9 protein-coding genes and 2 tRNA genes are annotated in these 12,097 nt (G+C 36.6%); 5 read left to right on the top strand and 6 right to left on the bottom strand.

What is annotated here, in order from left to right; all coding sequences use genetic code 11:
* Positions 1 to 10 precede the first annotated feature (10 nt).
* From ICJ85_RS06500 to dnaE, 5 genes are all read right to left on the bottom strand, one after another.
* Positions 11 to 84, bottom strand: a tRNA-Asp gene (locus ICJ85_RS06500).
* 642 nt (positions 85 to 726) lie between these two features.
* Positions 727 to 800, bottom strand: a tRNA-Asp gene (locus tag ICJ85_RS06495).
* Between the two features lie 80 nt (positions 801 to 880).
* Positions 881 to 1,810 carry a DUF58 domain-containing protein gene (locus ICJ85_RS06490; RefSeq protein WP_188222959.1) on the bottom strand — a complete coding sequence of 310 codons (930 nt, stop codon included), beginning with the start codon at positions 1,808 to 1,810 and terminating at the stop codon, positions 881 to 883.
* Between the two features lie 95 nt (positions 1,811 to 1,905).
* Positions 1,906 to 2,223, bottom strand: a complete 318-nt coding sequence (gene trxA, locus ICJ85_RS06485) for a thioredoxin (protein WP_188222958.1) — start codon at positions 2,221 to 2,223, stop codon at positions 1,906 to 1,908.
* 213 nt (positions 2,224 to 2,436) lie between these two features.
* The gene (gene dnaE, locus ICJ85_RS06480; RefSeq protein WP_188222957.1) at positions 2,437 to 6,825 is read right to left on the bottom strand and encodes a DNA polymerase III subunit alpha; all 4,389 of its coding nucleotides are present in this window, start codon (positions 6,823 to 6,825) and stop codon (positions 2,437 to 2,439) included.
* 197 nt (positions 6,826 to 7,022) lie between these two features.
* Here dnaE and ICJ85_RS06475 point away from each other — a divergent pair, with 197 nt between their 5' ends.
* From ICJ85_RS06475 to rimM, 3 genes are all read left to right on the top strand, one after another.
* The gene (locus ICJ85_RS06475) at positions 7,023 to 8,090 is read left to right on the top strand and encodes a lactonase family protein (RefSeq protein WP_188222956.1); all 1,068 of its coding nucleotides are present in this window, start codon (positions 7,023 to 7,025) and stop codon (positions 8,088 to 8,090) included.
* Between the two features lie 118 nt (positions 8,091 to 8,208).
* Complete coding sequence (locus ICJ85_RS06470; protein WP_188222955.1) at positions 8,209 to 8,712, top strand: 30S ribosomal protein S16; 504 nt, start codon at positions 8,209 to 8,211, stop codon at positions 8,710 to 8,712.
* Positions 8,713 to 8,806: 94 nt separating this feature from the next.
* Positions 8,807 to 9,331: a ribosome maturation factor RimM gene (gene rimM, locus ICJ85_RS06465; protein ID WP_188222954.1), complete on the top strand. Its 525-nt coding sequence runs from the start codon at positions 8,807 to 8,809 to the stop codon at positions 9,329 to 9,331.
* An 87-nt stretch (positions 9,332 to 9,418) separates the two neighbouring features.
* Here rimM and ICJ85_RS06460 read toward each other — a convergent pair whose 3' ends face one another.
* Positions 9,419 to 9,865 carry a DUF2383 domain-containing protein gene (locus tag ICJ85_RS06460; RefSeq protein WP_188222953.1) on the bottom strand — a complete coding sequence of 149 codons (447 nt, stop codon included), beginning with the start codon at positions 9,863 to 9,865 and terminating at the stop codon, positions 9,419 to 9,421.
* A 183-nt stretch (positions 9,866 to 10,048) separates the two neighbouring features.
* Here ICJ85_RS06460 and ICJ85_RS06455 point away from each other — a divergent pair, with 183 nt between their 5' ends.
* Together ICJ85_RS06455 and ICJ85_RS06450 are read left to right on the top strand one after the other, a co-directional pair.
* Positions 10,049 to 10,774: a tRNA1(Val) (adenine(37)-N6)-methyltransferase gene (locus ICJ85_RS06455; protein ID WP_188222952.1), complete on the top strand. Its 726-nt coding sequence runs from the start codon at positions 10,049 to 10,051 to the stop codon at positions 10,772 to 10,774.
* A gap of 111 nt (positions 10,775 to 10,885) precedes the next feature.
* Positions 10,886 to 12,064: an acyl-CoA dehydrogenase family protein gene (locus ICJ85_RS06450; protein WP_188222951.1), complete on the top strand. Its 1,179-nt coding sequence runs from the start codon at positions 10,886 to 10,888 to the stop codon at positions 12,062 to 12,064.
* Positions 12,065 to 12,097 lie beyond the last annotated feature (33 nt).

Raw genomic sequence — 12,097 nt, 5'->3', positions numbered from 1 at the left:
TGCAATGTTGCGGTCTGGACGGGACTCGAACCCGCGACCTTCGCCGTGACAGGGCGACATTCTAACCAACTGAACTACCAGACCGTTGCGTATTGCGGGTGCAAATATACAATACTTTTTAATATATAATAATATTTTTTTGTTTTTTTGAATAAGAATAATCAAAACACTGAATGTCAAAAAAAAAAAGACTATTCAAATTCATGACATTAGTAAATAACATCTTTATAACAGATTATAACCTAATCCGTTTATAATTGGAATACACCATAAAAAGAATATCCTTTTCAGTTAAAAACCAATGATTTAAATTGTATTCCGTATAATTATAAATGAAGGAATTATTTAAAATATTACTATTCTACATTGCCTTTCTAATCCTATTCTGCGCAATTGGAACAGGACTTTCATTAATAATCTCTAAATGGACAAATAATGCTTTTACAATAATATTTGAGAATGTAATCAACCCTGTAATAATAGCTTCACCTATATTTATTTTCTTTTGTTTGCCTAAAAAACTTAGAAAGGGGTTTAAAGTTTGGAAAGATTTACTCTAAAACAAAAAAAGCATCCCGATTTTCTGTTAAGAAAAAAGGAAAGCCTTTCATTGGAACACCAAAAAACTTTGGTAATCACTACTACTCCCAATTTGCATTGGGACAACACAACTTCTTTATAGTGCCAAAAAAAGCCCTAATCACTTAGAGCTTCTCTGCAATGTTGCGGTCTGGACGGGACTCGAACCCGCGACCTTCGCCGTGACAGGGCGACATTCTAACCAACTGAACTACCAGACCGTTGCTGTATTGCGGTTGCAAATATACACCCCTTTTTGTTTACCGCAAACATTTTTTTGAGTTTTTTTGAGTTTTTTGTTCTACCCGAACTTCTTACGCTCTACCATATATGTTAAAAGTATATTATTAAAATCATCGTTAACATCTACCTCAACATATTTAATATTGTATTTCAAACAATTATACTGCACTTCCTTGAAAAAAGCACTCACCGCTTCGTTATAATTATGCTTAATGGTGTCGGCATATAAATTTATAAACTCACCGGTTTCAACATCAACAAAACGTTTGGGCTTATTATCGAAATCGAATAACAGCTCCTTTTCTTTATCAATGACATGAAATAAAATTACTTCATGCTTGTTGTATTTTAAATGACGAAGTGCCTCAAACAACTTATTAGGATCTTCCATAGCCTGAAACATATCAGTAAATAAAAATATTAAGGAACGCCTGTGAATCTTTTCAGCTATTTGATGTAAATATGTATACGTATCGGTTTGTCTGTTTATTGGCTTTTGGGTGACCATATTAGACAGTTGACTTAACAACATTTGATGATGACGCTCACTCCCCTTTTCCGGCGCATAATAATCGTATGCATCACTATAAATACTTAAACCAACAGCATCGCGCTGCTTTTTTAAAATCCCCATTAAAGACGCCGAAGCTAAAGCTGAAAATGCAATTTTATTTAAATGATGAATCGAAAACTTATTCATGCTTGGATAATGCATCGAACTACTATTATCGATAATGATATGACATCTTAAATTTGTTTCATCGTCGTAACGTTTGGTGTATAATTTATCAGTTTTTGCAAATAGCTTCCAGTCGATATGACGTGTACTCTCGCCTTGATTGTAAATTTTATGTTCAGCAAACTCTGCCGAGAACCCATGAAACGGACTTTTATGCATTCCGGCAATAAATCCCTCAACAACCTGCTTTGCCAGTAATTCTAAGTTTTTAAACCCTTCTGCTTTATTAAGTTCGCTTTGTAAATTCATTATCTAAGGCCTCTTTTATTTAATTAAATCTATCTAAAATAAAAAAGGTTTGCTATTACTAGCAAACCTTTTAGATAATCTTTATATTTTATAGACTATAAAAGCGAGTCAATTGCATCAGTGTATGCATTTTTAGGTGCTACACCAACTTGTCTTCCTACTACTTCTCCGTTTTGGAATACTAATACTGTTGGAATATTACGCACACCGTATTTCGCAGCAAATTCTTGGTTAGCATCAACATCAACTTTTCCTACTACCGCTTTACCATCGTACTCTTCGCTAATTTGCTCAATGATTGGTCCTACCATTCTACAAGGTCCACACCAAGCAGCCCAAAAATCAACCATTACTGGTTTATCACTCTTTAATACCTTTTCCTCAAACGTTGCATCTGTTATTTCTAATGCCATAATATTTATGTTTTAATTGTAATACTATTTTAATGTTACAAAATTAGTCAAAAAAACTCCTAAAGCTTACAAAGTAACAATTTGTTTTATTTATAACTCGATTGTTTAAGCTTATTTTAAGATTTTTTTATATTTCAGACTCATTCTGACTTTCTCATCACAGCCATGACAAAAGAAAAAAACTTCCACTTTTAGCAAAAGCTTTCATATTAATTAATTCAATTTAAATTTAACATGCTCACTCTCAAGTTCACTAATTAATTCCTGACACACTTTTACTTTTTGGCGTCGGCTTGGCATGTGCAATTTAATTTTTTCCTGATTATCGTAAACTACAAAATTCAAGGCCTGATTACCCGGATGCATATCGATGAGCTCCTTCAACCTTGAAATTGTGCTTTCTTTTAAATCGCCTATCTCAAGCTGAATGGATAATTTCTTTGCATAACTCTCCATGACATCATGCAACAACTGAAAATTATTAAACTGTAAACGCGGTTCACTACGTTTACCGGTATCTTTATTAATCCAGCCTTCACGAACAAATGTTTTTACGAACACAAAATTGTTATGCATTAAGAAGTGTCTGAATTTAAGATATTCTTCACCAAAAATTCTGAATTCAAAACTATCAGTATAATCTTCAACGGTAAACATAGCCCAACCTTTACCTTGTTTACTTACACGGTGTTGCACATCGGTAACTACCCCACCAAAAACCAGCTCTCGATTAACATAAGGGTCTAACGTATTAAAGAAACTCAAATTCGCATTACAAAAGGTTTTCATCTCTATTTTGAAATCATCCAGCGGATGCCCCGAAATATAAATACCAACCACTTCACGCTCTTTAGCTAGTTTTTCCATAGTTCCCCACTCTTCACATGGCGGCACCTGAGGTTCTTCAATCTGCACTTCACTCGCTTCCCCAAACAAACTTACCTGAGCTGAATTTTCATTCTCCTGATGCTTACTTCCGTACTTAATAGCTTTTTCTAAAAAAGTAATTCCGTCGCCTTCATCGTGAAAATACTGCGCTCTATGTGTTTTTCCAAAACCATCAAATCCTCCGGCTAATGCTAAGTTTTCAAAAGCCTTTTTATTGGCTGCACGTAAATCAATACGTTTGGCTAAATCGAAAATGGATTTATAATGCCCATCTTTCTTTCTGTTTTCAACAATCGTCATTACCGCACCGTGACCTACACCTTTAATCGCCCCCATACCAAAACGCACCGCATTGTCTTTATTTACCGAGAATTTATAAAACGATTCATTCACATCTGGCCCCAAAACATCAAGCTTCATGCGCTTACATTCTTCCATAAAGAAGGTTACCTGTTTAATATCATTCATATTATTAGATAATACCGCTGCCATATACTCCGCAGGATAATGCGCTTTTAAATACGCTGTTTGATAAGCAATCCAGGCATAACACGTGGAATGGGATTTATTGAAGGCATAACTCGCAAAGGCTTCCCAGTCTTTCCATACTTTTTCAAGTATTTTGGCGTCATGACCATTTGCACTTGCCTGATCGATGAACTTTGGTTTCATCTTATCCAGTACGGCAATCTGCTTTTTACCCATCGCCTTACGCAGTACGTCGGCTTCACCTTTCGTAAATCCAGCCAGTTTTTGCGACAGTAACATTACCTGCTCCTGATATACCGTAATACCATAAGTTTCCTGAAGGTATTCTTCCATCGCTGGTAAATCGTATTCAATCTCTTCATCGCCATGTTTTCTACGAACGAAAGACGGAATGTATTCCATTGGCCCCGGACGATACAAGGCATTCATTGCAATAAGATCTTCGAAAACCGTTGGCTTTAAATCTCGGAGGTGCTTTTGCATTCCAGGCGATTCGTATTGGAACACGCCAACTGTTTCTCCCCTTTGGAACAACGCATAAGTCTCTTCATCATCTAAGGGGAAATTCTCCGGATCGAGCTGAATATCATGTTTTGCCTTTACTATTTTAACGGTGTCCTTAATCAGAGTTAACGTTTTCAACCCCAGGAAATCCATTTTTAGTAGTCCGGCTTCTTCTACTACCGAGTTATCAAACTGAGTAACATATAAATCGGAATCTTTAGCTACTGATACTGGAACGAACTTGGTAATGTCATCGGGAGTGATAATCACACCACAGGCATGAATACCTGTATTACGCACCGAACCTTCCAGAACTTTTGCCAGGTTTACGGTTTCAGAATCCAACCCTTCACCATCGGCTATGTTTAAAAGTTCGTTTACTTTTTCTAATTCTTCAGCTCTGAATTTGTCAGCAAGTCCTTTTTCATCTAAACCAAAAATTTTATTCAGTTTAGACATATTCGGAATTAACTTTGCAATCCTATCGGCATCAAACAAAGGTAAATCGAGTACACGCGCCGTATCACGAATGGACGACTTCGCTGCCATGGTACCGTAAGTAATAATTTGCGCCACCTGGTTTGCGCCGTATTTCTTGATTACGTAATCCATAACCCGACTTCGACCTTCATCATCAAAGTCAATATCGATATCGGGCATACTAATACGATCCGGATTTAAGAAACGCTCAAAAAGCAGATCGTACTTCATTGGGTCAATATTGGTAATCCACAAACAGTAGGCTACTACCGAACCTGCTGCCGAACCACGCCCCGGCCCTACCGACACATCCATGTTTCGGGCTTCACGGATAAAGTCTTCTACAATCAAGAAATATCCTGGATACCCTGTATTTTCAATTACCGATAATTCGAAATCCAATCGCTCGGTGACTTCTTCCGACAACGGTTCGCCGTAACGTTTTTTAGCTCCTTCGTAGGTTAAATGTCTTAAATAAGCATTTTCACCTCGTTTACCGCCATCAATTAAATCCTCTTCATGTTTAAATTCATCAGGAATTCCAAAGGCTGGAAGCAAGACGTCTCGAGCCAGTTCAAAAGGTTCTACCTTATCGACAATCTCTTGGATATTACTAATCGCATCTGGAATATCTTTAAACAAGGTCTTCATTTCTTCCGAAGACTTAAAGTAATATTCTTGGTTAGGTAAACCATAACGATACCCACGACCGCGACCTATTGGCGTTGCCTGTTTTTCACCATCTTTTACACACAGTAAAATATCATGCGCATTAGCATCGTCCTTTTCACAGTAATAGGTATTATTAGTCGCAATTAATTTAACATCATGCTTTTTAGCAAAATCAACCAGCACCGCATTCACACGGTTTTCATCTTCCTGATTGTGACGCATCAATTCGATATACAAATCGTCGCCAAATTGCTCTTTCCACCACAGCAACGCTTCTTCCGCCTGATTTTCTCCAACATTCAACACTTTACTAGGCACCTCACCGTACAAGTTTCCGGTAAGCACTATGATATCTTCTTTATACTGTTCTATTAGTTTTTTATCAATACGTGGCACATAGTAAAAACCGTTAACAAAGGCATGCGACGATAGCTTGGCCATGTTATGATAACCGTTCTTATTTTTAGCCAGTAAAACCACCTGATACCCATTATCTTTTCTGGTTTTATCTAAATGATCTTCACACACAAAAAACTCACAACCAATAATAGGTTTTATCTCTTTTACATCGGTTTCTTCTCCATTTTCCTGAGCTGCTGCTATTTTAGCCTGAGCCGATTTATTATGTGCACTTACCGCTTTAACAAAATGAAATGCTCCCATCATGTTTCCATGATCGGTTAACGCTACCGCCGGCATATTGTGTTTTGCCGCTTCGGCCACCAACGCAGGGATACTAATAGTAGATTGTAAAATGGAGAACTGCGAGTGATTATGCAGATGAGCAAATTCAACTTCCTTTAAATCGGAAATATTTTGTTTAATTTCTTCAGAAGAAATCTGAGTCCCTTCAGCCTTTTTAATGCGCTCACGAATTTTAGCACTTTCCTGTTTCAGGTTAATGTGCTTTAATCCGATAAGCTCAATCTCCTTCGGATTTGCTTCCTTAAAGTTTTGGAAGTAATCTTCTTCTACATCCAGCTCTTCCTTTGTAAACTCCTCTAAACGGATTAACTCTAAAAAACAACGCGTCGTTGCCTCAACATCGGCAGTTGCATTATGCGCTTCAGCGAAAGGCTGTTTAAATAAAAACTCGTGTAACTCGGTAAGTGTTGGTAACTTGAATTTACCACCACGACCTCCGGGTATCTGACATAATTCGGCGGTATGCTCGGTACAAGTATCTAACACGGGTAGTTCCTGGAGTACGTTAGCCATATCGCCACGTACAAACTCGGCCCCCATAATATTCAAGTCGAACTTTACATTTTGTCCAACAATGAATTTGGTTTTCCCCAACACGGCATTAAACTTTTCAAGAACTTCAACTAAGGGTACACCTTGCTCCTGAGCCAACTCCGTAGAAATCCCGTGAACCTTCTCGGCATCATAAGGAATGTTGAATCCTTCCGGTTGCACCAGATAATCCTGATGATCGATACAATTACCCATACCATCGTGTAACTGCCATGCAATTTGTATACAACGCGGCCAATTATCGGTATCGGTAATGGGTGCATCCCATCGTTTTGGTAAACCTGTGGTTTCTGTATCGAAAATTAAGTACATCCTGAAAGTTTAATTTGTTGTGAATAAGCCGATTATAAAAACCGATCTTAGTGGATAAAAATACATAGAAATTCATCGAAATTAAAGTGAATTTATCACGAGTTGTAAACAACAAAACCGTCTATAATGTATCTTATTTATTTTCATTTGAATAAACTCAATTTAAACCTTATTTTTGAAATAAAATCACCCTAACCATGAAACTTAACTTTAGCCTGTTATTCATTGCCTTTAACCTACTACTTGGCTTCTCACAAAACATCGACATGTACCTTGGCACTTTTACCGATGGTGACAGCGAAGGCATTTATAAACTACAATTCGACACCATACAAGGTACTATAAGCAACACTAAATTAATCGCCAAAGCTGAAAGCCCCTCATTCCTTGCATTTTCTCCAGACAGAAACTTTTTATATGCTACCTGTCGTGAAAGTAACGGCATTATTTCTGCATTTAAAATTAAAAGCAACGACACTTTAGAGCTTTTAAATAGTGTTGATAGCCATGGTGGCAGCCCATGTCATGTTGCTGTTAACAATCTAGGAACAAAACTTGTAGTCTCTAACTACGGTGGTGGCACCATCGCATTGTATGACATAAACAAAGATGGCAGCTTAACTGAAGCCTTACAGGTTTTTAAACAAAGTACAGACGAACAGGCGTCTCATGCGCATTCCGCCCAATTTATAGACAATAATTTATTCGTAGCCGACTTAGGCAGAAACTCGGTTTTTAAATATCAACAAAGCGATATTGGTGATGGCTATAAATTAAAAACCGAATCGATTGTGAGCATGCAACCAAAAGCAGGTCCGAGGCATTTTACCGTAACCAAAGATCACAAGTTCTTTTATATCATAAATGAATTAAACAGCACAGTTACCGTAGCAAAACACACCAATAAAGGTTTTAAACTTGTGGAACACATTTCTACTTTAGATGATGACTTTAAAGGAGAAAGCTACTGCGCCGATATTCATTTAAGTCCAGACGAGCAATTTTTATACGGTTCAAACCGTGGCGAAAATTCTATAGTTGTTTTTAAAAGACATCATGCAACGGGGAAACTTAAAAAGATTCAGAACATATCGATTGAAGGCGACTGGCCAAGAAACTTCACAATAGATCCCACCGGCAACTTCCTGTTAGTAGGCAACCGCAGAACCAACAACATTAGTATATTTTCAATAAACAAAAGAACCGGAAAACTTAAATTTTCAAATTCATTTAACGCACCAAGTCCGGTTTGTTTATTATTCTAAAAACCCACTGAAAAACAACTATTTAAAAAACAAAATAAAGTGTTGCTTATTCAAAAAATGTAGTATCTTTGCACCCTCATTAATAACCGAGGTCGAGAACCTCAAATAATTAATTATTATGCCAGTAAAAATTAGATTACAAAGACACGGTAAAAAAGGAAAACCTTTTTATTGGATCGTAGCCGCTGATTCGCGTGCAAAAAGAGATGGTAGATACTTAGAAAAATTAGGTATTTACAATCCAAATACTAACCCTGCAACTATCGATTTAAATGTTGACGGTGCTGTAACTTGGTTACAAAATGGTGCTCAACCAACCGACACTGCTAAAGCTATCTTATCTTACAAAGGAGCTTTATTAAAAAATCACTTAGCTGGTGGTGTTAGAAAAGGTGCTTTAACTGAAGAGCAAGCTGAAGCTAAATTCCAAGAGTGGGTTGACGCTAAGTCTGCTAAAGTTGGTGCTAAAACAGAAGATTTAGCCAAAGCTGAAGCTGAAGCTAAAGCTAAAGCTTTAGAAGCTGAAAAAGCTGTAAATGAAGCTAGAATTGCTGCTGCAACTCCTGCAGTTGAAGAAGAAGCTCCAGCTGAAGAAGCAGAAGCTTCAAACGAAGAAGAATAAAAAACTATTTTTTTATACTTTTAAACTCCGATAGTTTCTATCGGAGTTTTTTATGCAAAAAAGTGTTCACTCTAACACTTAACACCTTAAAAAAATGAAAAAAGAAGACTGCTTTTATTTAGGTAAAATTGTAAAAAAATACAGTTTTAAAGGCGAATTATTAATAAAACTAGATACCGACCAACCAGATTTATACGAGAATTTAGATGCCATGTTTTTAGATGTAAACCATACGCTAATTCCGTTTTTTATAGAAAGTTCTCAACTTCATAAATCAGATTTACTACGTGTTCAGTTTGAAGATGTCGATACCGAAGCTGATGCTGAGGCTTTAATTAAAACAGAGGTTTATTTACCTCTTGATTTACTTCCTAAATTAGACGGCAATAAATTTTATTTTCATGAAGTTATTGGCTTTACTATGGAAGATAAAAACTATGGTACTGTTGGTAAAATTGTAGCCGTAAATGACTCTACAGCACAAGCTTTGTTTGAAGTAGAAAACAACGGAAAAGAAATTTTAATTCCGATGAACGACGAATTTATTGTAAAAGTAGATCGAAATAATAAAACCATTATTGTTGACACCCCTGAAGGTTTAATTGATTTATACCTTTAGTCTACATATAAGTAAGAAATCAAAAAAAGCGCGACCCAATTTAAATTGGGTCGCGCTTTTTTTTTATTTAAAACTCCTTAACTACAATTAGTAAACTAAAGTAAGTTCACGTTTCATAGTGTTCATTGAGGCTTGAATACTATCGCGTTGTTTTCCTAAAAGTTTACAAACCGATAATGGTAAATTAGGCTCCATAAGTAATTGGTTATACATCTCAACACTTACTTCTTTTAAACGGTACACTTCATTTAGTAAACCATTCTCATTATCCATTAAAATTAAATTTCTAAAATTTCTCCAAATCTCATAGAAATTTGTACTTAAACCAGCGGGCTGTGACGATTTATCTTCGATGCTTTCCATCTCTGTTTTTAAATCTTTTGAAAACTGATTTCTTTCAAAAGCGCGTTCGTTGAAAAACGTTTTTAATTCTTCATTTTCAACAGAATCGTAAGCTTCTAAATACACTTTTTCAACGCCACTATTAAATACCAACAGTTCATTAACTTTATAAAAAACTCTTCCTGAATTCATAACAATCTTTTTTCTTTTCCATAATAAACACCCAAAGAAATTAGGAGTGTCTAATCTACACTTAACAAGCAAAATTACTACTTATATAAAAATTAACTTATTATTTTAACACAGTTTAGTATTTTTGGCTGCATTTTATCCGATTTCAATCACTTACTTCTTAATTTTTTTAACATTTACAGCATGTCCAGTAAGCCTTTCAAATTCAAAGAGTTCACAATAAACCAAGATCAATGCGCCATGAAAGTTGGCACCGACGGTGTACTTCTAGGTGCCTGGGCATCAATTGAAAACAACCCTTTTTCGATTCTAGATATCGGCGCGGGTACTGGTATTATCTCACTAATGTTAGCACAGCGCAGTTCTGCTGAGCTTATCGATGCTTTAGAAATTGACGATGCCGCTTACGAACAATGTGTTGACAATTTTGAACAATCGCCATGGGGCGACCGACTGTTTTGTTATCACGCCTCGCTGGAAGAATTTGCAGATGAAATTGAAGACAAATACGATTTGATTCTATCGAACCCCCCATTTTATTCTGAGGATTATAAATCTGTAAATCAACAGCGCGATTTAGCCCGTTTTAGCGATGCTATGCCTTTCAACCATTTAATTGAAAGCGCATCTAAATTACTTTCTGAACATGGAGAATTTTGCGTTATTATCCCGTTTAAAGAAGAGGAACAATTCGTTGAATTAGCTTCAAATTACAATTTGTTTCCCAAGAAAATACTTCACGTTAAAGGCAACCCAAACTCAGATTTTAAACGTAGTCTATTAAACTTCTCGTTTGTCAATGACACTTCAAAAGCTTTAGAAAAATCCGTTTTAACTATTGAAACGCAACGTCATCAATACACCGAAGATTATATTAATCTTACTAAAGATTTCTACATAAAAATGTAGCACACCAAATAAGATTTATTTAAATTTGAGACTATAAAATGATAAATTCTTAAAAAAAGAACCGTATCATTAAAAATTTTCTTTTGAAAATCTTTTAAAAACTCAAATTTAATGAAGCCAGATGTATTTGAAGCTCCAGATTATTATAACCTAGATGAGCTACTATCCGACGAACACAAATTAGTGCGCGATGCTGCCAGAGCATGGGTTAAACGCGAAGTTTCTCCTATTATAGAAGACTATGCCCAAAAAGCTGAATTCCCAAAGCAAATTATAAATGGCCTTGCAGAAATAGGCGCTTTCGGACCTTACATCCCTGTAGAGTACGGAGGTGCTGGTTTAGATCAGATTTCTTATGGCCTTATTATGCAGGAAATAGAACGTGGTGATTCTGGTGTTCGCAGCACGGCTTCAGTACAGTCTAGCTTAGTTATGTATCCTATTTGGAAATATGGTAATGAAGCCCAACGTGAAAAGTACCTGCCCAAATTAGCAATTGGCGAGTGGATAGGTTGTTTTGGTCTAACTGAACCTGATCATGGAAGTAACCCCGGCGGTATGGTTACCAATTTTAAAGATATGGGTGATCACTACCTTTTAAACGGAGCCAAAATGTGGGTAAGCAATGCGCCTTTTGCTCAATTAGCAATTGTATGGGCTAAAGACGAAAACGACCGCATTCACGGTTTAATTGTAGAACGCGGTATGGAAGGGTTTTCTACACCAGAAACTCATAACAAATGGTCTTTGAGAGCAAGTGCTACCGGTGAACTCATTTTTGATAATGTAAAAGTACCCAAAGAAAATTTATTACCTAACAAATCTGGTTTAGGAGCTCCGCTTGGTTGTTTAGATTCTGCTCGTTATGGCATTGCCTGGGGCGCAATCGGCGCTGCTATGGATTGTTATGACACAGCTCTACGCTACAGCAAAGAACGCACACAATTTGGTAAACCTATTGGTCAGTTTCAATTACAGCAAAAGAAATTAGCCGAAATGATTACAGAAATTACCAAAGCCCAATTATTAACCTGGCGTCTGGGCGTGCTGCGGAACGAAAACAAAGCCACCTCTGCACAAATATCTATGGCCAAGAGAAATAATGTAGAAATGGCTATTAACATTGCTCGCGAAGCACGTCAAATATTAGGCGGTATGGGTATTACAGGTGAATATTCCATCATGAGACATTCCATGAACCTAGAGAGTGTAATTACCTATGAAGGCACTCATGATATACACCTGCTTATAACCGGCTTAGACATTACCGGACTTAATGCATTTAAGTAAGATTTCAACACTAAACCATCAATATACTTAAAG

The organism is Aestuariibaculum marinum (genome assembly GCF_014596975.1).
In the GTDB taxonomy this organism is placed as follows: Bacteria; Bacteroidota; Bacteroidia; order Flavobacteriales; family Flavobacteriaceae; genus Aestuariibaculum; species Aestuariibaculum marinum.
The sequence above is the reverse complement of the archived record's forward strand: the minus strand, read 5'-3'. Positions and strand labels throughout refer to the sequence as shown.

Bases quoted from the DNA above. Each gene is read 5' to 3' on its own strand.
- trxA (WP_188222958.1), bottom strand. From the start codon at position 2,223: ATGGCATTAGAAATAACAGATGCAACGTTTGAGGAAAAGGTATTAAAG.
- ICJ85_RS06490 (WP_188222959.1), bottom strand. From the start codon at position 1,810: ATGAATTTACAAAGCGAACTTAATAAAGCAGAAGGGTTTAAAAACTTA.
- ICJ85_RS06475 (WP_188222956.1), top strand. From the start codon at position 7,023: ATGAAACTTAACTTTAGCCTGTTATTCATTGCCTTTAACCTACTACTT.
- ICJ85_RS06450 (WP_188222951.1), top strand. From the start codon at position 10,886: ATGAAGCCAGATGTATTTGAAGCTCCAGATTATTATAACCTAGATGAG.
- ICJ85_RS06455 (WP_188222952.1), top strand. From the start codon at position 10,049: ATGTCCAGTAAGCCTTTCAAATTCAAAGAGTTCACAATAAACCAAGAT.
- ICJ85_RS06460 (WP_188222953.1), bottom strand. From the start codon at position 9,865: ATGAATTCAGGAAGAGTTTTTTATAAAGTTAATGAACTGTTGGTATTT.
- ICJ85_RS06470 (WP_188222955.1), top strand. From the start codon at position 8,209: ATGCCAGTAAAAATTAGATTACAAAGACACGGTAAAAAAGGAAAACCT.
- rimM (WP_188222954.1), top strand. From the start codon at position 8,807: ATGAAAAAAGAAGACTGCTTTTATTTAGGTAAAATTGTAAAAAAATAC.
- dnaE (WP_188222957.1), bottom strand. From the start codon at position 6,825: ATGTACTTAATTTTCGATACAGAAACCACAGGTTTACCAAAACGATGG.